Genomic DNA, 19,389 nt, shown 5'->3' with positions numbered 1-19,389 from the left:
GCATCACCGGCGGAAGAACGCGAGCACGATCGAGATCACCACGCTGATGATGATCATCGTGGTGATCGGGAAATAGAACCGCGCATTCTCGCGCTCGATCACGATGTCGCCCGGCAGACGGCCCCACGGGATCTTGCCCAGCCAGGGCCAAAGCAGCCCGATCGCCACGATCAGTCCGCCGATGATGATGAGCCACTTGCCGGTCTCGTTCATGGATCACCGTTCATGCGCATGCATGGGTTCGGGTCTCGCCCTTTGACCCGCCCCGGGTGGGCCGCGGTGCCGGCGTTTGCGCAGGGGATGGAGCCGGCACTCGCGACTACAGCCAATCAGCATCCAGACGTCGAGCACGCGCGACCGATGTCCGTGCGTCGAGGCCTCCGGAGAAGCCGATCTACATCACGAACTCGATGCGGTCCGCAAGGGCGTCCAGGGCCTCCTGAGCGCACTGCTCGTCCAGGTCTCCGCCCGGGGCGCCGGATACGCCGACCGCGCCGACCATGCTGCCGGCGACGACCACGGGGAGCGCGCCATCCAGGACGAGGACGCCATCGACGTGGTTCATCTCCATCCGGATGTCATCCCGGCCTTCCCGAAAGGCCGAAGAGGCCACACCCGACAGGATCACGGCCCGCGCCTTGTCGTGCGCGATCTGGATGGTGAACGGCGCCGCCAGCGTATCGCGCAGTATCGCCTGCGGATGCCCGCCGCGATCGACCACCACCGCGCTGGTCTGGTATCCCATCGCCCGGCAGGCATCCACCGTCTCCTGTGCGAGGTCGCGGGCCATTTCCACCGTCATCGTGCGCTGCGTGACGAAATCGGCGATTACCGGAGTGGCAACCATCGCGGCGAGAGCCAGGCCGGTGATGGCGGGCAGGAATCTGCGGACGGAAAGTTTGCGGTTCATCGAATTATCCTCCGGAAATGAGTGGCCATGCGTCCTCTTGACGCGCACCAGCGTCGCGGCATTCCTCCTGCGAGCCGGGTCGCGCCCCGCGCTGGCCGGGTTCCGGTCGGTGCCCGGAATGCGGAGACCGCCGGTCCGCAGATCATGCCCGCTCACCGACCTGCACGCGAGGCTTCATCTCTGCCTCAGCGCGGGCGGCGGGCGTGCGGCGCAGTTCGATCAGCGAGATTTCCCCCTGACAGTTGAAGCGCAGGGGAATCCCCGAGGCACCGGCACCGGAGCTGGTGTAGCCGAGCATGTTCCCATACTTCCAGGGGCCTGCGGCGGTGTATCGCGGTGCGCGGCTGTGGGTGAATACCGGCCCGATCACCGGGAGACAGATCTGTCCCCCGTGGGTGTGGCCGCAGAGATAGAGATGGGCGCCCTTGTCGGCCGCCTCGCGGAACACCTCGGGAGAGTGCGCGAGGAACAGCTTGAAGGCCTCTGGCGGCACCGAGCGAAAGGCGAGCTCGAGATCGTGGCACTTGTAGTAGTGCGGGTCGTCGACGCCGACCAGCCACAGGTCCTCGCCTCCGCGCCGGATGGCCTGTGCATCGTTGATCAGCATGCTGATCCCGGCCGCCTCGAATTCCGGCAGCATCTCGATGCAATCGTGGTTGCCGAGCACGCCGTAGATCCCGTCGGTGGCCTGCACGTGCCCCAGCAGATGGCGCAGCTCGCGCAGGGCCGGAGCCATCGGTCCGTACATCTCCATGCGGATGTCCCCGCCCACGAGGCAGAGGTCCACCGGATGCTCGGCGACATGGGCCACGAGCGCATCGGTGAGGCCCGGGAGCCCGTCCAGGTGCAGATCCGTCAACAGCAGGACGCGGTACCCGTCGAAGGCCGGAGGAAGGTCCTCGAATTCCACCGCATGCGTTCGAACGCATACGGCCAGCACGTTCTCCGTTCCACGGTCGTACCATCCCGCGGCCTTGAAGACACCGGTCATCAGCACGCGATAGTAGAAGTAGTTCTCGAAATTCAGCCATCGCTGCCAGTACGCCAGGGGCACATGGCAGGCCCGCCATTCCCGCAGGCGCGTGGTGGAACGCACCACCCGGGGATAGTTGTCGCTCGGTGGCCGCGCCAGCAGTTGATGCCAGTAACGGGAGCCCAGGTGCATCAGGGGTATGGCGGCCAGCAGCGCGATCGCGACCTCCAGCAAGCCCAGACCCATCGCGGGGGCCAGCAGCAGCGCGGGAAGGAGAGTCTCGAGACCCTGATCCAGCCCGAACATCGCCGCGCCGCTTTCACGGTCCAGGCGGCGCTTCACGAAGCTCGTGAGAAGGTCACCCACCATCGCCAGCAGGGCGGCAAGGGCCCCGATCTGCCAGCCCACACCGACCAGGGGGCCGGCGGCGGCGCCCGCGAGAACCCCGGCCACGACACCGCGCCAGGTCTTGTTCGGCCCCAGAAGGTCCCGGCCGTCACGCCAGCGAAGGCCCCCGTCCAGCGGCGCAGCGGCGCGGTCCCCCAGGAGCACGTGGATCAGGAACGGAACAAAGTTGACCCAGACCAGGAAGAGGACCAGTTCAACGATAGGCATAGCCGCGTCACAACGTTGGCGAACCGGCAGTATAGACTGCTTTCGGTCGGCCATCCGGCCCTGCGGCGCATGGGGACGGAATCCGGAAACCGCAAACCGGGTGGCGCCCGGCCGGCTTCAGCGATGCAGCCTCTGCAGCAGCAGGTTCGCCACCTGATCGCCACCGGGGGCCACCGCGGGTGGACGTCGCCCCAGGGACAGCAGCTCCGGGAGCCGCTCGATCCACGTGCCGTCATCCCAGTCGGAGGGACGCAGCCGGATACCGGACATCTCGCGCACAATGAAGGCATCCAGCACCGGGGACTCCGGAAACCGCTCGCGCGGGAACCAGGCCAATGGCACGCCCGCCTGGTAGGCCTCCGCCAGGGTGCTGTATCCGGCCTTGCACACCAGCGCGTCGCAGGCGTTCACGAGGTCCGGATGATGGAAGCCGGAGCGCTCTGGCAGCATCAGCAATGCCCCGTCCCGGCGCCTCTCCGTGGCCGCACCGGGAAGCAGCAGCACGCAGTCGTCCCGGTCCGGAAGCCGGCCCAGGAACGGATACTCAGCGGGCACTCCGCCCATGCTCACGAGCACCAGCGGGGTCTCGGGGTCGATCTCCAGCCGTTCACGCACGGCCACGCGACCCTCATGCAATCCACGCGCGATCGGCCCTGCGATGACCGCGTCCGGCACCGGCTGACAGACCGGCTCGGCCTGGATCCTCAGCCCGGCGGTGCGGTTGACCGCCTCAACGTAGTCGATGAAGGGAGCGAGCCCGGGATGTGCGTCCATGTACGCGCGGTAGATCCAGTCCCAGGTAAAGTTCTCGATCAGCACCGACTCCACGCCGGCGGCCGCCGCGGCACGCAGGCCAAGGGGTGACACGTCGCACACCACAAGGTCCTGGTCCGCGATCTCTGCCGCGAGCCGATCCACCACGCCGGGACGGAAGGGCATGAAGGCAGCAAGTTCAGCCAGTGTCGCCGGCACGTCCTCGCGCAGCGGGGAGCGCTGCACCAGCCCGATGTCCGTCTGCCAGGCCCGGTAGTCAAGTCTTCCCACCGAATCGCGGAAGAACCACTCCGGCGTTCGGGTATACACGCGCAGCGACAGGTCCGGCTGCTGCCGCCGGAGAGACTGCATCACCGCACAGGCCCGTGAGGCATGTCCAAAGCCATGGGACGACACGAAGAAGCTGATGCGCACTGGCCGCGATCCGTTCATAGCGTGCCGTCGTCTCCGAAATGCAGTCGCCAGTGGCGGGTCAGTCGGTCCGCGGCCGTGTCCAGAAAGCGAACAGCAGCCCCCCCAGCATCCCGGACAGAGCGAGGCTCGCGATGCCCGACGGAAAGCGGGCGGCGCCAATCGTCGTCACGGGCAGCAGCGCATTCATCACCAGCAGCGCCCCGACGATTGCGGTTCCGCCGGCGAGCGCGTGCAGCACCATGCGTCCAGCAGGCCAGGACCGGGCCAGCAGGCCGCTGACCGGCAGGGCGATCAGGAATCCCGCAGCGACCAGCAGCGCGTAGGTCGGGGCGAAGCCGGCGAGGTCATGCAGGGTGGTCTCCAGCCGGTCCGTGAGGGAGACAGGCGCACCGAGCCGCCGGATCATCGCCAGGTTGAACTGGGTCTGGATCACGCTTCCCGCGGCGGCCGTCACCAGCACCGCTGCGAACCAGGCAACCGCCGTTCTCAGTTTTCGCATCGCAATCGAACTCCGGTAGGCCGCTCCGGCGCCATGACCGGATGCTTTGCTATTCTTGCAGCCGCGCCCATCGAAATCATCCCGCGATGCTTCCACGTGCCCTGTTCCGCGCCCTGCTGCTCGCGCTATGCGCTTGTACCGGTACCAGCCAGGCGGTCGAGTACCGGATCGAGACAGTCGCCTCCGGTCTCGAGCATCCCTGGTCGATCGCCTTTCTGCCGGACGGTCGCATGCTGGTTACCGAACGCGCCGGCAGGTTGCGCGTGATAGAGGACGGGCGCCTCCTGGAGAACCCGGTGGCAGGAGTGCCGGATTCCTTCGTGCGCAGCCAGGGCGGTCTGTTCGCGGTGCTTCCGGACCCGGAGTTCGTGGAGAACGGACTGATCTATCTCTCCCAGGCACACGGTACCTCCGACTCGAATACGACGCGCCTGGTGCGGGGCCGGCTGGACGGTCTGGATCTCCGCGATGTCGAGGTCCTGTTCGAGGCGAGCCCCCGTCGCGACAACCCGGTGCACTTCGGTGGGCGCATGGCCCTGCTGCCGGACGGAACGCTGGTGCTCGGACTCGGGGACGCCTTCGACGACCGTGAGGAAGCACAACGCCTCGGAAGCCACACGGGGAGCATCGTGCGCCTGCACCGCAACGGACAGGTGCCCGCTGACAACCCGTTCGTGGATCATCCTGACGCACGGCCGGAGATCTTCAGCTACGGGCACCGCAACGTGCAGGGCCTCGTCCACGATGACCAGACGGGTACGCTGTGGTCGCACGAACATGGACCGCGTGGCGGGGACGAACTCAACATCATCGAGCCCGGCGCAAACTACGGGTGGCCCGTCGTCAGTCATGGCATCGACTACTCGGGGGCCCGCGTCACTCCTCACACCTCGCTGCCCGGCATGCGCGACCCCGTGCGTCACTGGACACCCGCCATTGCGCCCTCGGGCATGACCCTGTACCGCGGTGATCTCTTTCCGGAATGGCGCAACAGCCTGCTGGTCAGCTCGCTGGTGCAGCGGGAGGTCCTCCGCCTGCCACTCGACGGCACGGGCGTGAGCGGCGAGGAGCGGCTCTTCGAGGAGGTTGGCGAGCGACTGCGCGACGTGCAGACCGCGCCGGACGGTTCGCTCTATCTGCTGACCGACAGACCCGACGGACGGGTGCTACGCGTCACGCCGGTGGAGTAGTGGGCCAGGCGGAAGGTTCGGTATCGGATCGCTGCGCCAGATGGTTACCCAACCTTCCGCCTGGCCCACTACGGCCTGTTGCGGCGCCGCTCGTCCACCGGGATGCCGCCGACCCCCCAGTTCTCCATCTCGACCTCGTCGATCACCACGACCGTGGTCGCCGGGTTCTTCCCCAGTACATCCACCAGCAGACGTGTCGCGCCCTCGATCAGCTGCCTCTTCTGCTCCGGCGTGACGCCCTCGCGGGTCACCCTGATATTCACGTATGGCATCCTCTTTCCTCCACGCCTCAGGATTCACGCCTGCCCCGACCGCAGCCCACCGTTGTCCGGTTACGGCCGAAGTGCCGGGGATGCCGGTCTGCCTGGCCGTTTTCCACCCCAAAAATGGCCGTCCAGGGCCGTCCGCAGCCGGCAATCCGCGGCCCGTTGCCACAGGAATCAGGGAGTTGGCCTGGTCCGACCCCGCACGCGGGTTCAGGGCTGGCTGCGCCAGTCCGGTGGGACGTCTGGGCGGTGCGCGGTTGCGTCGGATTCGCGTTCGCCGGGCTTGTTGACGATGCGCACCGTGCTGGCCTGCGGGCCCTGCTCGCCCATCGACGGTTCGAACCGGACCTCGGTCCCCACTGCCAGCCGGGGAAAGTCGTGGTTCAGAACGGCGTGTTCGTGGAAGTAGAACTCGCGTCCGTCCATCGTGCGCAGGAATCCGTAGCCTTCTTCCGCGAACAGGCGCACCACCAGCGCCCGGTTTTCCTCCTCGGACGGCGTCAGGGCGTCGCGCCGATGATGCTCACCCGTCTTGCTCAGCCGCCGCTGCATCGCGTCGAAGGCCGAGTTGATCACCACCGAAAGCTTGCTCTGCTGCTCGACCACGACCGGCTCCTCGTTGACCACGAGCCGACGGTTTTGTGGCAGCCGGACCTCGATCGTCACCTTCATCGGGTTTCCCTTGTGCTGGTGCGTGTGTGGCCGGGAAACGATCACGTGACAGGAGACGATCTCGTCCGAGTAACGCTCGAGCCTGGCAACGCGCTCGCGGATCAGGTTCTCGCTCCAATCGGAACGGTCAACGTTGTGGAAATTCAGTTCCAGAGGAGTCTGCATTCTCTCGATCTCCGTATTGTCCCGGGACAGAAGGGTCGTGGGCGGCCGGTTACGCCCCCGATTCTTGCCCGGAGGATTCGGTGGCCTCGGCGGATTCATCTTCAGGAAGCAGTCCGGGAATCGCGGCGCGCAGCACATCGTCGATCCGGTCCGCCAGCGTGAATTCCATCTCCTCGCGCACGGAGTCCGGCACGTCATCCAGATCCTTCTCGTTTCCGCGGGGCAGAATCACCCCGCGCAAGCCAGCGCGTCGCGCCGCGAGGATCTTCTCCTTCACGCCGCCGACCGGCAGCACCAGACCGGAAAGCGTGATTTCCCCGGTCATCGCAGTGTCGCTGCGCACGGAGCGACCGCTGTAGACGGAAGCGACGGCCGTGGCCATGGTGACACCGGCGGAAGGACCGTCCTTCGGGATGGCGCCTGCCGGCACGTGGATGTGCAGACCGGCACGCGGATGCGTGATGTTCAGGCGGCCCGCGTGTGACAGGACCCAGTTCTGGGCGGCCTGGGCCGATTCCTTCATCACCTCCCCGAGCTGCCCTGTGAGGGTGAGCTTGCCCTCTTCCGGCAACAGGATCGCCTCCACATACAGCACATCACCCCCGGTCGGGGTCCAGGCCAGACCGGTGGCCACGCCGGGTGGCATCTCCTTGCGGGCCTGTTCGGGCCTGAAGCGCTCGCGGCCCAGCAGTTCCTCGAGGACTTCGGGGGAGATGGTCTCGGGGACCTCGCGCTCCTCGGCGATGCGCAGCGCGACCTTGCGGGCCAGGCGGCCGATCCGGCGTTCCAGCTCGCGCACGCCCGCCTCGCGCGTGTAATGACGGATCACCCGAAGGATGGTCGCGTCCGGCACCGTGAACTGCTCCCGGTCGAGGCCCGCCTGCTTGCGCTGGCGCTCGAGGATGTATCGACGCGCGATCTCCAGCTTTTCCTCGTCACTGTAGCCGGACAGCTGCAGGACCTCCATGCGGTCCAGGAGCGGCCCCGGGATGGTCTCCAGCGTGTTGGCGGTGGTGATGAACAGCACCCGGGAGAGGTCGAAGGGCAGGTCCAGATAATTGTCCCGGAACTCGTAGTTCTGGGCCGGATCGAGGATCTCCAGCAGCGCCGAGGCGGGATCGCCCCGAAAATCGTGGCCAAGCTTGTCGATCTCATCCAGCATCAGCAGCGGATTCGCGCTGCCGGCTCGACGCATGGCCTGGATGATCCGGCCGGGCATCGCACCCACGTAGGTCCGCCGATGGCCGCGCAGCTCGGCCTCGTCCCGAAGGCCACCGAGGCTGAACCGCTCGAACTCCCGGCCGAGGGAACGTGCGATGGATTGCCCGAGGGAGGTCTTGCCCACACCAGGCGGACCCACGAAGCACAGAATCGGCGCCTTTGCCTCGGGATTCAGACGCAGCACCGCGAGTTGCTCGAGAATGCGCTCCTTGATCTCGTCGAGGTCGTAGTGGTCCTCGTCAAGGATCTGTCGCGCGCGGGCCAGGTCCAGGTTGTCCTCGGTGCGCCGCGCCCAGGGCAGTTCGATGATGAGCTCCAGCCGGTTGCGGATCACTCCGTGCTCCGGGGAGGCCGACGGTACCCCCTCGAGCCGGCCTAGTTCCCGTTCCGCCTCTTCGCGCACCGGATCCGGCAATTCGGCCTGCTCCAGCCGTTCCTGAAGTTCCTGCGTGACCGTGCCGCCGCCCTCGCCCTCGCCGAGCTCCTTCTGGATCGCCTTCAGCTGCTGGCGCAGCATGTACTTGCGCTGCTCGCGGCCAGCCTCGGACTCGGCCTCGCCGGCGATCTCGCGACGCAGTTTCACGACCTCGTACTCCTTGCGCATGTATTCGAGCAGGAGCTTCATCGCCTGGTTCTGTTCCGAGGCATCGAGGAGTTGCTGGGACTTTTCGAAGTCCAGTTCGAGCAGCGCGGCAAGCAGGTACACCAGATGCATCGGATCACGGATCCGATCCAGCAGCTCGTCGATGTTCAGCTGCCCCAGCTGCGGCACCAGGGTCTGGAATTCCCTGATCCGGCTGACCAGTTCCCGCTTCAGGGCCTCACCCTCCGGACCGGGCTCCAACACGACCGGGGCGGGAATTGCATGCGCGATCAGGCGCCCGTCCTCCCGCTCCACATCCTGGATGCGGACCCGCTCCAGCCCCTCGATGATCACTTCGAGCGTTTCCTCGGAGCGGGCCAGGCGCCTCACCGCCCCCCGGGTGGCAAAGCGATGCAGATCGTCGATATCCGGATTTTCGATGCTGGCGTCCTTCTGCGTCGCCGTGATCAGCGTCTTGTCCTCAGAGTTCGAGGCGGCCTCGAGCGCTTCGATGGAGGCCTTGCGGCCTGCGGCGAAGGGGCCCGCCAGCATCGGAAACAGGACCGTCCTGCGCAGCGGAAGAACGGGAAGGACGTAGACTTGGGGTTCGGTCTCCTTGTTCACGGCTATCTGGCCTCCGGCGTTATCGTCACCACGAGCATCCCGAGGTCGTACTCGCTGGCAACAGCGGCGCGGTCGAGATCGATCGGCAACTCAAAGGTGCGCTCAAACGCACAGTAGGCGATCTCCATGGAATAGCAGGCGTGCCCCGCGATCCGCAGGCCGTCGCGCCGCTCGCCCCGTATGGCGATCGAACGGCCGAAGACCTGCACCTGGATGGACTCGGGCGCCACACCCGCCATCTCGAGCTTCAGCAACCAGCCATCCGGAGTCCTGTAGAGATCCGCCGGTGGAAGCCAGCGTGGCGGCAGGAGCCGATCCCGCCGAGACAACATCAGGCGACGGGTGAGGCGAATCAGTTCGTGTTCCATGGGGGTCGCTCCCTCGTCGGAACGTGAGATCTCCCTGTGCCAGTGGGCTCTTGCAGACCGGCCTGGAGGAGCGATGCCTGCGTTCCACATCCCGGCCTCGCGGTCTGCCCTCACCCACCAGACTAGACCAATCCGTCCACCTCTATCCATCCCCCTACGGGTCTCTTCCGGGGTCGAACCAAGCCAACTCCATGAGAAACGGTCACTTGATGCCGGTTTTTTTGGACCGTCAGACGGCCTTGAAGCGCGTTTTGGGACCCACACGCAGTGCAACGGGGACCGTGCCCCGGGACGACCTGCAAATGACCGGCGCATAGCCGTACCGGCAATTCCGAACAACCCCATTTCCAAGGCAAAATCGGTATCCTACGGAGCGCGAGCGCCAGTTTGGCGATTCCGCATGGCCCGCCAGGGTCAGTCGCAGACAGCCGCGGATCGGTCCGGACCGGAGGCGAACCGAAGCGAGGACCCCCGGCCCCCCGACCGCAAGGACCTCCCAGGAGATGCCCGACCCATGACCGATTCCGTGAAGTACGTCCTCGACGAACGCGATCTTCCCCGGCGCTGGTACAACATCGCGGCGGACCTGCCCGCCCCCCTGCCGCCGATCCTGCATCCCGGGACCCACCAGCCGGTCGGGCCCGACGATCTGGCGCCGATCTTCCCGATGGGGGTAATCGAGCAGGAGGTCAGCCAGGAGCGGGAGATCGAGATTCCCGAACCAGTGCGCGACATCTACCGGCAGTGGCGCCCCTCGCCGCTGTATCGGGCGCGCCGGCTGGAGAAGATGCTGGATACCCCCGCGCGCATCTACTACAAGTACGAGGGCGTCAGCCCGGCAGGCTCGCACAAGCCCAACACCGCGATCGCCCAGGCCTTCTACAACAAGCAGGAAGGCGTCAAGCGCATCACCACCGAGACCGGCGCCGGCCAGTGGGGTTCGGCACTGGCGCTGGCCGGCTCCTTCTTCGGCCTGGAGATCGAGGTCTTCATGGTGAAGGTGAGCTTTCAGCAGAAGCCCTACCGCCGCTCGTTCATGGAGACCTTCGGCGCGCGGTGCATCGCGAGCCCCTCCGAACTCACCAGTGCCGGTCGGGCGGTGCTGGCGGAACACCCGGACAGCACCGGCAGCCTCGGCATCGCGATCAGCGAGGCCGTGGAGCGTTCGGTCGAACGCGACGACACCAAATACGCACTCGGAAGCGTGCTGAACCATGTGATGCTGCACCAGACGGTGATCGGTCTGGAGGCCCTGAAGCAGTTCGAGATGGCGAACGATTATCCCGACATGGTCATCGCCCCGACCGGCGGCGGCAGCAACTTCGCCGGCATCGGCTTCCCGTTTCTCGGCGAGCAGTTGCGCGGCGGTCGGAAGATCGACCTGGTCGCGGTGGAGCCCTCCGCCTGCCCAACCCTCACGCGCGGGCGATACGCCTACGACTTCGGCGACACGGCGCACCTGACGCCGCTGGTCAAGATGCACACCCTGGGTTCCACCTATGTGCCGCCCGGATTCCACGCCGGAGGTCTGCGCTACCATGGCATGGCGCCGCTGGTGTCGCACGTGACCAATCTCGGTCTGGTCAGGCCGCGCTCCTACAGCCAGCTCCAGTGCTTCGAGGCGGGAGTGCAATTCGCGAAGGCCGAGGGGGTGATCCCGGCCCCGGAGGCCAATCACGGCGTCCGCGCCGCGATCGACGAGGCCCTGCGCTGCCGGGAAGAAGGCGTGAGCCGTGCGATCCTGTTCAACCTGTGCGGCCACGGCAACTTCGACATGCAGGCCTACCGCGATTACTTCGACGGGAAGCTGATGGATCTCGAGTACGACGATGGCGAGATCGCCATGGCCCTGGCCGGGTTGCCTTCGGTCGCGTGATGCCGTGGGTCCGGACGGCGCCGCGCTCCTGCAGCCTGCGGGTCGCGTGGATCGCGGGGCGTGGTCTTCGCGCCCGGGCCCTCAGGCGCGGCCGAGCGCGCCGATGCCCTGGCCTCTGAAGAAATCCGTGTAGTGCGCCTGCAGGCGCCCGGCATCGAAGCTCCGGCCGCAGAGGTCGGAGACCTCGCGCAGGAACCTTATCTGGCGACGCCTGGGCCTTCCGTCGAGCATCACTGTCACCTGAAGCACGTCGAGCAGCAGCGACTGCGTGTCGGCATCCAGGTCGCGCACGGATTCCCTCTGCACATCCCAGTCCATGTCGAGCGTACCCGGTCGGATCCCGAGTTCCCTGAACAGCTGTTCCAGCAGGATCACGAAGTTCGGATGATCGTTCGCACTGCGGACGATCGCCTCGGCCACCGCCTCGAGAAAGAGCCGGCGTGCATCCCCGTCAAGGTCCGCCACCCGGTTTGAGAGGCGCTGTCCGAGTTCCTGGACGGCGATCGGGCCGGCGGCACGGATGCGTGACGCCGTCATCACCCAGTTGATGATGATCGCGTTCCAGACCGCATAGACGACAATGGCCACCAGCGGAATCAGGGTCCGGACGGCCGCGCGGGCCAGAACCCTGCGCAGCATCACACGCACGATGAAGCTCGTTGCACTGATCTTCAGCCGGTACAGCACCGCGTAGCCCCAGAGCTTCCACCGGGGCACCCGCAGGAACGGGTCGATGCCATAGATCGGCTCCTGCGGGTCCGGAAGGTCCAGCGCCGAGCGCGACAGCCCGACCGCGATCACCTGCTCGATCTGGGGCTCCGAAAGGCGCAGACCGGCAATGGAGGTGATCCGCGCCACCCGCCACAACACGACCCAGTAGAGGAAGACGATCTCCACTGCGCTGATGACGACCGATATGCCGAGGAAGAGCGCCCAGTACTCGAACCAGCGCAGCCACGACTCGTCCGTGTCCGTGATGGTTTCGTTCAGCCAGATCTCGAGTCCACCGATCAGCGCACCGGAGGCTATGCCGGAGACGGCCGCCAGGATCACCGCTGAAGTCTCCAGCCACCGGATTGTCCGGAGCTCCTTCCCGGTCCAGCGGTGCAGGCGCGGCTGGTCCACTGCGTTTCGCCGGCGCAGGAACCACACCGCCGCGCGTTCGATCAGATTCAGCTCAGAGAACTGCGGCTTGGCCGGATCCACGCCTGCGTTTCCTCCGCGTCACACCGTACCCGGACTGACCAAAAGGTCGGCCTGCTTCCTGTTCCAGCCGCGACCCCACGACCGGACTCGCCTGCCCGTGCCGGCAGATCACTCGCCGCGCATTGCGTCCTGCACCGACCCGAAGCTGCGGATCCATGGCTGGTTGCGCCGCACCTCTGCGGGGAGCGAAGCAAGCGCGCCCCGGGCCGCCTCGGCATTCGGGTAGCTGCCGGCGATCGCGACAAACCAGTCGCTGCCGTTACGTTCGGTACGGAACCAGGCCGTGCCGCGCTCGAGCGGATGCCGGGCGAGAAATTCGCGCACCCCCTGCTCCCGTGCCAGCCCCAGTATCTGGATGGTGAAGGCGTTCCGGGGTTGGGCGTGGATCCAGTCCCGTCCATCGGAGGCGGTGCCGGCAATCGCAGGGCGCTCCGCTGGTTCCGGTTCGGTCTGCGCCGGTGCGGTCCGCACGGCAGGCGCAGTCCGGGTGTCCGTCGCGGCTGGCTCGACGGGGGCTCGCCTGATCGGGGCCGGCTCCGCTACAGGCGGCACGGAGGCATCGACGCCGGGCGACATCGACGAACCCGTGCCGCGGTCCACGACCGCAATCTCATTATCGACCTCTGTGGCCGCGCGGGACAGCGCCGCCTCCTCTACAGAGCGAGCATCTGCCACGCTGCCCGTCCGGGGGTAGTACTCGGCGACATATTGGGCGCGCGCCGCAGCCCGCTGGTACTGGCCCTGCTCCAGGTCCAGCCGCGCGATGCGCAGTTCGGAGCGAGCCAGGCCCTCGTGCAGTTCGACCAGGTAGGGCAGCACCTCGTCCCGATAGCGGGACTCGGGGAAGCGCGCCACCAGGACCGCAAAATCCTCGACCGCTTCCCGTGCCGCCTCGACATCGGCCAGCAGTTCCGATCTCGACGACGCCGCACGATGTCTCTGCTTCCACATCCCGTGACCGGCGAGGGCATGCAGGTAGTGGGCGTCGTCCTGCTGCGCGAACGTCGTATCCCCGGAAACCAGAGCCTCGGTGTGGCGACGTGCGCGAGCCGGCTCGTCCGCCCCGATACAGACACGGGCCGTCTCCAGGCGCTGCCGTGTCGCTGTTTCAGCGCCGGAGAAATGTTCATCCAGCGCCTCCATCGCCTCGTCCGCACCGACGCAGTCCTGCCGCTGCACCGCCTCGGCAACGGCCGCCCGGGCGGAGCGCTCGTCGGGCAGAGGCACTCCGCTGGTCGCGCAGCCCCCCAGCACCAAAGCCAGGCAGGTGCCGGCCAGCAGTGCCGACCAGTGATCGCCAGAGGGCGCAGGCAAGCGAGATGGCTGATGCAGGGCGTCGTCTTTCACAGCAGCATTCTCGCTCAAATCCCTGCGCATTTCCCAGTACCTCGCGCGCGCGCAGAGCGGTCGGTCGCTCAAGACGGACCCTTGTGCGACGCGGGGGTCGCCCGATCCTGCGACCAGGTACGCAGTGCCTTGATCTGCTCCGACATGGTCTTCGACAGGGGTACGATGCGCGACGCGCTCCAGAACAGGTCGCGCTCGTTCATCTCCCGCCCCTCCTCCCAGGCATGCACCGCCGCCGCCTTGACCGCCTGTTCGATCTCGGCACCGCTCCAGCTGCGCGTGAGCACGGTAAGTGTGTTCATGCTGAATCCGGCCGGATCGGCCCCGGCCGCTTGCAGGTGGATCTGGATGATCCCGGACCGTTCCTCCTCGTTCGGCAGGTCGAGGAAGAAGAGCTGGTCGAAGCGTCCCTTGCGGATCACCTCGGCCGGGAGCAGCTGGATCCGGTTCGCGGTGGCCACCACGAAGACGCCGGGCGGTTTTTCCTGCATCCAGGTCAGAAAGCTGGAAAAGATGTTCGGGTTGTTGCCGCGATGACTCTCGGAATCATAACCGAAGCTGTTCTCCATCTCGTCGATCCACAGCACCATCGGCGCGATCTGTTCCGCTGTCTGCAGTGCGTGGTCGAAGGCAAACTCGGGCGCGCCGTAGGCGCCGGAGAGCACCAGGTTCATGTCCAGGCGCACCAGGGGCAGCGACCACGCACTGGCAATCACCTTGGCCGCCATGCTCTTGCCGCAGCCACTCACTCCCATGAACAGCACGCCGGACGGCGGCGCAACCCGGGCATTGGCATGCTGCCCGGAGAAGAAACTGCGCCGCGTCAGCACCCATTCCTTCAGATTCTCGAGCCCGCCGATCTGATCGATCGCCACCGTCTCCGGAAGGTATTTCAGGCAGGCCTCGCGCATCAGGGCGGTGGCCTTCTCGGCCCGGATCTCGGCCAGACCTTCCTCCGTCCCGAGTCGCCCCTCCACGCCGAGGCGGCGCATCAGGTGCCGGATCTCGGTCAGCATCATGCCCTTCATGGACGCGGCCGCCTGCGCCAGCCAGGGCTCCGGTGGCGCGGCTGCCGGTCCCTCTGCCGCGAAGGCCTGGATCTCGTCGAGGATCTCCTGCTGATCGGGGGCGCCGAGCTCCGCGGTCAGCACCTCCCGTGACAGCGACTCGGGAATGCTCCACACCGGACAGGACAGAAAGAGGAAGGTATCGCCGCCGTCAAGGGCTCGATAGAGATCCCGCAGCGCCCGCACCAGCTCCGGACGCTCATCGAACAGCAGCGGCAGGTCCTTGAACAGATAGAAGGCCTCGCGCGGTGCCGCAAGGATCGAGTTCAGGGTCTCGAGAGGGTCACGGGCGGAGGCGGATTCCTGCGCGGCAAACCCGCGCGTCGTGGTCCAGACATGAACCGGACGCGCATCCCCGTAGTGGGAGCTGGACCACGCGGCGAGCTGCCGTTCCAGGCGCTCTTCCTCGTGACAGCGGACGTAGACCAGGGGCTGTCCTCCGGTGAGGGCCTTGCCGATTCGGGTGCCGAGGTTGTTCAAGCGGAAAGTCCGTTCAGGTTGCCGGGGAGGATCGTGCGAGACCCCGGACCGGGCGGGAGGCCGGCCCGCCCGCAGCGCGAAGGTTCGCCCGCTCACCATGATAGGCGAATTCAGGGTGTCGGTGCGCCGATCCGGGAAGGCCTCCCGGAAGCAACGAAGCCCCCGTGACGGGGGCTTCGTCGACCGGATGTTCCGTGGTGCCTAGACGGTGGCGACGAGGATTCCCATCGCTGCACCACCGGCAGCACCGACGCTGCCGCAGATTGACGGATGGTAGGCCAGCCAGTTCGCGCGCAGACCGACTGCACAGGAAGTGTAAAAGGCAACGAAACCGATCACGGCAAGAATAACAGCCTGCGGCAACCACGAGGCGGCGATTAATGCTTCCATCTTTCCTCCATAACGCTTCGGGTGGGACTGCACCGCCTCTGGAGCCTGCGCGCCATGGGCGGCCATGAGCTGGCAGCTTTTTTTCAGCGGAACCTACTCCGGTTCATCCGGGCCGTCAAACCTCTCACCCGGACCCGGGGCGTTTCGGGTACCCTGAACGTCAGTCCTCTCCAGTACACGAGGGTGTCTCCATGACCGACCTGCCCGAGATCCGCAACATGGCCCTGTTCTGCGATTTCGAGAACATCGCCCTCGGGGTGCGGGAGGCCAGATACCCGCAGTTCGACATCCGGCGCGTGCTGGAGCGGCTTCTGCTGAAGGGCAACATCGTGGTCCGCAAGGCCTACTGCGACTGGGACCGGTACAAGGAATTCAAGGCGCCGATGCACGAGGCCGCCTTCGAATTGATCGAGATCCCGCACGTGCGCCAGTCCGGCAAGAACTCGGCGGACATCCGGATGGTCGTCGACGCCCTGGATCTGTGTTACACAAAGGAACACGTGGATGCCTTCGTAGTCATCAGCGGCGATTCCGACTTTTCCCCGCTGGTGGCCAAGCTGCGCGAGAACAACCGGCTGGTGATCGGCGTTGGGGTGAAGAAGTCCACCTCCGACCTCCTCACCACTGCCTGTGACGAGTTCATCTACTACGATGACCTGGTCCGCGAGGAAGCCCGGAAGATCCGCAAACCGCGCAAGGAAGCCAGGGCGGCGGGCAAGGACGAGGCGGCATCGAAGGCGGGGGAACAGGACAATGGGGAACGGCGGCAGCAGGCCATGGATCTTGTGGTCGAGACCGCCGAGGCACTGCAGGCGGAGCGCGGAGAAGGCGAGCCGATCTGGGGCTCGATGGTCAAGCAGGCGATCAAGCGCCGCAAGCCGGGTTTCAGCGAGAGCTACTATGGGTTCCGGACCTTCAGCGCCCTGCTGGAAGAGGCCGAGCGGGCCGACCTGCTGGGCCTCGAGCGCGATCAGCGTTCGGGGGGATACATCATTCAGTTGCAGGACTAAGCCACGGGCCCGATCCCCGGGCCGTCGACGCCGGCAAACGCCCGCGCTACCCTTGTGCGCCAGCGGGCCGCCATTCCCGACCCGCAACTGCCGGAGAGTCCCAATGACCCTTTCGTTCCGCACCGCCCCGGTCGCGTTCCTGCTTCTCTGCGGTGGCCTGCTACCTCCGGTCGCGACGGCACTTGCGGAGGGCGTGTCGGAAGTGACCGTCTACCCGGACCGGGCCACCGTGACACGGGTGCACACGATCGAGGTCTCCGCCGGCGAGGATGTGGTGCGCATCCATCCGCTCCCCCCGCGCCTCGATGCGGCCAGTCTCCGGGTACGGGCCGAGGGGCTGGAAGGGCTGCGCCTGCGGCATGCCGAGACCCGCATGATCCAGGGCCGGGAGCTCTCTCACCCCGAGGAACAGCGCCTCACCGAGGCGCTTCAGTCCGCACAGGACCAGCGCCGCGGCCTGGCTGACCGCCGTCAGGCCCATGAGATCAAACTCGGTTTCATCCGCAACCTCACCCAGAATGCCGGCGCGGTCGAACCGGCGCTGCCCCCGGACGAGTGGCAACAGGCCTGGGGCCTGGTCGGCGACGGCGCCCGGGAAGAGCTGGAGCGCATCACGCTGATCGACGCGGATATGCGCAGCGTCGACCAGGAGATCGAACGCATCCGAAGGGAACTGGAGGCCGTGCGCACCGAGCGGCGCGACACGCTCGAGGCCGCGATCCACTATTCCGCGCCCGCCGCCGGGACCGCCCGCCTGATCCTGGAATATGAGGTTCCCGGAGCCGCCTGGACCCCATTGTACGAGGCACGGCTGGATACCGCGGCCAAACGCATGGAGTGGGTGCAGCAGGCCGAGGTCCGACAGAACACCGGGGAGAGCTGGGAGAACGTCACCCTGCACCTTTCCACTGCTCGTCCGGCACTGGGCGGTCGCCTGCCCGAACTGCAGCCGTGGTTCATCGAGGTTGCACCGCCGCGCCCCACCCAGGAGCGCGAAGGAAGCGCACAGGACATGCTGGCGGCGCCCGCGCCCGCCAGCGAGGCCGCGACCGTGGAGACCACCGAATTCACCAGCCAGTACCGGGTTCCGGGCCGCGTCTCCCTGCCCACGGACAACCGGGTGCAGCGATTCCTGCTGACGCATGATGAGCAGGAGGTTGAACTCTCGGTACGCGCGGTTCCGCTGCTGTCACCCTACGCCTATCTCTTTGCGGAGACCGCCCTGGATGGCGCCACGCCCCTCCTGCCCGGGTCCGTGAACCTGTTCCAGGACGGGCAGCTGGTGGGCCGCACCCGGGTCGGGACCATTGCCCCCGGGGCACCGCTGAATCTCGCCTTCGGGGTCGACAATCGGATCGAGGTCAACCGGATGCTCGACCGCGACAGCAAGGGCCGGCAGGGCTTGCTGCGGCGCCAGCAGCGCCTGGAACGGAGCTACCGCATCACCGTGGAAAACCGACACGACCGAGCCCTGCCGGTCACGGTGCTCGACCGCATGCCCGTGTCCCGGGACGAGCGGGTCCAGGTGGAACTGATGCCCGGGACCACCGAACCGGATCAGCGCGATGTCGACGATCGCCTCGGTGTGCTGGCCTGGGAACTCGAACCAGCCGCTGGTGCAACGGTAGCGGTACGCTTCGGCTACACGGTTTCGTGGCCCGAGGAGGTCGAAGACGTCCGCGGTATCGGCCCGCCCTGACGCTGCGACCCGTCCTTTTCCCGGCTCCGGGGGAGGCGCTGAATCGGCCATATTCGCTATACTCGTGCGAGGACCGCACGGGGTTGGACGGCGCACCGCCCCGGGCCGGGATCGCGGCCCGCCGGTAACGATTTTCCTCGAGCGAGGACAGCCGCTATGACGTTCAAGGTCGGTGAACTGGTCATCATGCAGAATGCCAGCTACTACACGGAGTGGAACGGTGCTCTGGGCGTGATCGTGAGTCCGCTGGCGCCGCGGACCTCGATGGACCTCGTCAGCATGCAGTACCGTACCAACCCGAGCTATCGCGTAAAGGTGCTGACCCGTGACGGCATCGTCGTCGATGCGCGCCCGCACCAGATCCGGCGCCTGCGCGGCCCGGATGAGGCGACCGCCGGCAACCGCCGCCGAAGGCATCCGGTGTCGGCAGACATCACTTGACCCCCACCCCGAGGCCTGCAACACCGTCAGCCGTCCGCCTGTGCAGAGGCCCATCTCTGCGCGGGGTCATGCCCCTGACCAGGTCCCGCGGGCCGCTTCGCGGCCTCCGGCTGGTCATCGTGTTGACGGGCATTGCACTGGTCTCGGGCTGCGGCCGATTCCTTCCCGGAGAGTGGGAGTACAGTTGCGCGCCGTCGCTGCTGGTGCTGGAAACGGAGCACTGCCATGCCAGGCTGGAGCGCGAAGGAACGCCGCTTGCGTTCGTCCCGGAAGGCGATGACTGGCTGTTTGCGGCGGCCTGGACCGGTGAGGATTTCCAGTTGATCCAGACCACTCTGGACACCCCCACCCTGCGCCGATCGGTGCGCGCGGAAGACGGCTATTGCGCGGGCCCGATTTGCTGGATCGAGTTCACCGATGCACAGGTCTCCAGGATTGCGCGACGCGGATCCTTCCGTGTTGAACTGACCCGGGTCTTCTATTCCGAGGATGGGCGCATGCGCCGCGGCACCACCGGCTTCCATGTCCCCGTCCGCGGATTGCCCGAGGCCCTGGAGCGCCTGCGCAGCGAGGCCGAGCCGGAGACACGCTAGTGGGCC

Annotated in this window: 19 protein-coding genes; 6 read left to right on the top strand and 13 right to left on the bottom strand. The window is 66.8% G+C overall.

The genetic code is table 11. From position 1 onward, the window contains the following. Window positions 1-3: 3 nt before the first annotated feature. The 5 genes from ACESMN_RS00460 to ACESMN_RS00440 form a co-directional block, all read right to left on the bottom strand. Complete coding sequence (locus ACESMN_RS00460) at window positions 4-213, bottom strand: DUF2905 domain-containing protein (RefSeq protein WP_373051615.1); 210 nt, start codon at window positions 211-213, stop codon at window positions 4-6. A 181-nt stretch (window positions 214-394) separates the two neighbouring features. Beyond that, a complete protein-coding gene (locus ACESMN_RS00455) occupies window positions 395-910 on the bottom strand; it encodes a GlcG/HbpS family heme-binding protein (protein WP_373051614.1) in 516 nt (171 codons plus the stop codon). A 142-nt stretch (window positions 911-1,052) separates the two neighbouring features. After that, a complete protein-coding gene (locus ACESMN_RS00450; RefSeq protein WP_373051612.1) occupies window positions 1,053-2,498 on the bottom strand; it encodes a CDP-archaeol synthase in 1,446 nt (481 codons plus the stop codon). Between the two features lie 117 nt (window positions 2,499-2,615). After that, window positions 2,616-3,686 carry a hypothetical protein gene (locus ACESMN_RS00445; RefSeq protein ID WP_373051611.1) on the bottom strand — a complete coding sequence of 357 codons (1,071 nt, stop codon included), beginning with the start codon at window positions 3,684-3,686 and terminating at the stop codon, window positions 2,616-2,618. 58 nt (window positions 3,687-3,744) lie between these two features. After that, window positions 3,745-4,185 (bottom strand): hypothetical protein, encoded by a 441-nt coding sequence (locus ACESMN_RS00440; RefSeq protein ID WP_373051610.1) that lies wholly within the window; start codon window positions 4,183-4,185, stop codon window positions 3,745-3,747. Window positions 4,186-4,271: 86 nt separating this feature from the next. On the opposite strand from ACESMN_RS00440, the gene ACESMN_RS00435 reads away from it, so the two are divergent. Next, window positions 4,272-5,375, top strand: coding sequence for a PQQ-dependent sugar dehydrogenase (locus ACESMN_RS00435; protein WP_373051609.1), 1,104 nt, complete (start codon window positions 4,272-4,274; stop codon window positions 5,373-5,375). A gap of 68 nt (window positions 5,376-5,443) precedes the next feature. Here ACESMN_RS00435 and ACESMN_RS00430 read toward each other — a convergent pair whose 3' ends face one another. The 4 genes from ACESMN_RS00430 to ACESMN_RS00415 all read right to left on the bottom strand — a co-directional run bounded on the left by ACESMN_RS00430 (window position 5,444) and on the right by ACESMN_RS00415 (window position 9,274). Next, window positions 5,444-5,647, bottom strand: a complete 204-nt coding sequence (locus ACESMN_RS00430; RefSeq protein WP_373051608.1) for a tautomerase family protein — start codon at window positions 5,645-5,647, stop codon at window positions 5,444-5,446. 204 nt (window positions 5,648-5,851) lie between these two features. Beyond that, a complete protein-coding gene (locus tag ACESMN_RS00425; RefSeq protein ID WP_373051607.1) occupies window positions 5,852-6,478 on the bottom strand; it encodes an HPF/RaiA family ribosome-associated protein in 627 nt (208 codons plus the stop codon). A gap of 49 nt (window positions 6,479-6,527) precedes the next feature. Continuing rightward, on the bottom strand, window positions 6,528-8,906 hold the full coding sequence (lon, locus tag ACESMN_RS00420) for an endopeptidase La (protein ID WP_373051606.1): 2,379 nt from the start codon (window positions 8,904-8,906) through the stop codon (window positions 6,528-6,530). A 2-nt stretch (window positions 8,907-8,908) separates the two neighbouring features. Beyond that, window positions 8,909-9,274, bottom strand: a complete 366-nt coding sequence (locus ACESMN_RS00415) for an Hsp20/alpha crystallin family protein (RefSeq protein WP_373051605.1) — start codon at window positions 9,272-9,274, stop codon at window positions 8,909-8,911. A gap of 514 nt (window positions 9,275-9,788) precedes the next feature. Between ACESMN_RS00415 and ACESMN_RS00410 the strand changes: the two genes are divergently transcribed. Next, entirely contained in the window at window positions 9,789-11,150 is a 1,362-nt protein-coding gene (locus ACESMN_RS00410; protein ID WP_373051604.1) for a TrpB-like pyridoxal phosphate-dependent enzyme, read from the top strand. Between the two features lie 81 nt (window positions 11,151-11,231). Here ACESMN_RS00410 and ACESMN_RS00405 read toward each other — a convergent pair whose 3' ends face one another. The 4 genes from ACESMN_RS00405 to ACESMN_RS00390 all read right to left on the bottom strand — a co-directional run bounded on the left by ACESMN_RS00405 (window position 11,232) and on the right by ACESMN_RS00390 (window position 15,640). Further along, window positions 11,232-12,356, bottom strand: a complete 1,125-nt coding sequence (locus ACESMN_RS00405) for an LBF_2804 family protein (protein WP_373051603.1) — start codon at window positions 12,354-12,356, stop codon at window positions 11,232-11,234. A gap of 108 nt (window positions 12,357-12,464) precedes the next feature. Further along, window positions 12,465-13,703, bottom strand: a complete 1,239-nt coding sequence (locus ACESMN_RS00400; protein ID WP_373051602.1) for an SPOR domain-containing protein — start codon at window positions 13,701-13,703, stop codon at window positions 12,465-12,467. Window positions 13,704-13,771: 68 nt separating this feature from the next. Next, window positions 13,772-15,250 carry an AAA family ATPase gene (locus tag ACESMN_RS00395; RefSeq protein WP_373051601.1) on the bottom strand — a complete coding sequence of 493 codons (1,479 nt, stop codon included), beginning with the start codon at window positions 15,248-15,250 and terminating at the stop codon, window positions 13,772-13,774. Between the two features lie 201 nt (window positions 15,251-15,451). Then, the gene (locus tag ACESMN_RS00390; protein WP_373051600.1) at window positions 15,452-15,640 is read right to left on the bottom strand and encodes a hypothetical protein; all 189 of its coding nucleotides are present in this window, start codon (window positions 15,638-15,640) and stop codon (window positions 15,452-15,454) included. Between the two features lie 191 nt (window positions 15,641-15,831). Between ACESMN_RS00390 and ACESMN_RS00385 the strand changes: the two genes are divergently transcribed. From ACESMN_RS00385 to ACESMN_RS00370, 4 genes are all read left to right on the top strand, one after another. Further along, a complete protein-coding gene (locus ACESMN_RS00385) occupies window positions 15,832-16,650 on the top strand; it encodes an NYN domain-containing protein (RefSeq protein ID WP_373051599.1) in 819 nt (272 codons plus the stop codon). A gap of 103 nt (window positions 16,651-16,753) precedes the next feature. Next, window positions 16,754-18,349: a mucoidy inhibitor MuiA family protein gene (locus ACESMN_RS00380; protein ID WP_373051598.1), complete on the top strand. Its 1,596-nt coding sequence runs from the start codon at window positions 16,754-16,756 to the stop codon at window positions 18,347-18,349. Between the two features lie 156 nt (window positions 18,350-18,505). Beyond that, a complete protein-coding gene (locus ACESMN_RS00375; protein ID WP_373051597.1) occupies window positions 18,506-18,790 on the top strand; it encodes a hypothetical protein in 285 nt (94 codons plus the stop codon). A 68-nt stretch (window positions 18,791-18,858) separates the two neighbouring features. After that, on the top strand, window positions 18,859-19,383 hold the full coding sequence (locus tag ACESMN_RS00370; protein ID WP_373051596.1) for a hypothetical protein: 525 nt from the start codon (window positions 18,859-18,861) through the stop codon (window positions 19,381-19,383). The last annotated feature ends 6 nt before the right edge of the window (window positions 19,384-19,389 follow it).

The organism is Thioalkalivibrio sp., from assembly GCF_041690275.1.
Classification (GTDB): domain Bacteria; phylum Pseudomonadota; class Gammaproteobacteria; order Ectothiorhodospirales; family Ectothiorhodospiraceae; genus Thioalkalivibrio.
Note: the sequence above shows the minus strand (reverse complement) of the source record. Positions and strands in the feature narration are given on the sequence as shown.

Coding starts and splice junctions, on each gene's coding strand:
- ACESMN_RS00415 (WP_373051605.1), bottom strand. CDS start 9,274: ATGGAACACGAACTGATTCGCCTCACCCGTCGCCTGATGTTGTCTCGG.
- ACESMN_RS00390 (WP_373051600.1), bottom strand. CDS start 15,640: ATGGAAGCATTAATCGCCGCCTCGTGGTTGCCGCAGGCTGTTATTCTT.
- ACESMN_RS00425 (WP_373051607.1), bottom strand. CDS start 6,478: ATGCAGACTCCTCTGGAACTGAATTTCCACAACGTTGACCGTTCCGAT.
- ACESMN_RS00450 (WP_373051612.1), bottom strand. CDS start 2,498: ATGCCTATCGTTGAACTGGTCCTCTTCCTGGTCTGGGTCAACTTTGTT.
- ACESMN_RS00435 (WP_373051609.1), top strand. CDS start 4,272: ATGCTTCCACGTGCCCTGTTCCGCGCCCTGCTGCTCGCGCTATGCGCT.
- ACESMN_RS00370 (WP_373051596.1), top strand. CDS start 18,859: ATGCCCCTGACCAGGTCCCGCGGGCCGCTTCGCGGCCTCCGGCTGGTC.
- ACESMN_RS00460 (WP_373051615.1), bottom strand. CDS start 213: ATGAACGAGACCGGCAAGTGGCTCATCATCATCGGCGGACTGATCGTG.
- ACESMN_RS00440 (WP_373051610.1), bottom strand. CDS start 4,185: ATGCGAAAACTGAGAACGGCGGTTGCCTGGTTCGCAGCGGTGCTGGTG.
- ACESMN_RS00375 (WP_373051597.1), top strand. CDS start 18,506: ATGACGTTCAAGGTCGGTGAACTGGTCATCATGCAGAATGCCAGCTAC.
- ACESMN_RS00430 (WP_373051608.1), bottom strand. CDS start 5,647: ATGCCATACGTGAATATCAGGGTGACCCGCGAGGGCGTCACGCCGGAG.
- ACESMN_RS00380 (WP_373051598.1), top strand. CDS start 16,754: ATGACCCTTTCGTTCCGCACCGCCCCGGTCGCGTTCCTGCTTCTCTGC.
- ACESMN_RS00385 (WP_373051599.1), top strand. CDS start 15,832: ATGACCGACCTGCCCGAGATCCGCAACATGGCCCTGTTCTGCGATTTC.
- ACESMN_RS00410 (WP_373051604.1), top strand. CDS start 9,789: ATGACCGATTCCGTGAAGTACGTCCTCGACGAACGCGATCTTCCCCGG.
- ACESMN_RS00455 (WP_373051614.1), bottom strand. CDS start 910: ATGAACCGCAAACTTTCCGTCCGCAGATTCCTGCCCGCCATCACCGGC.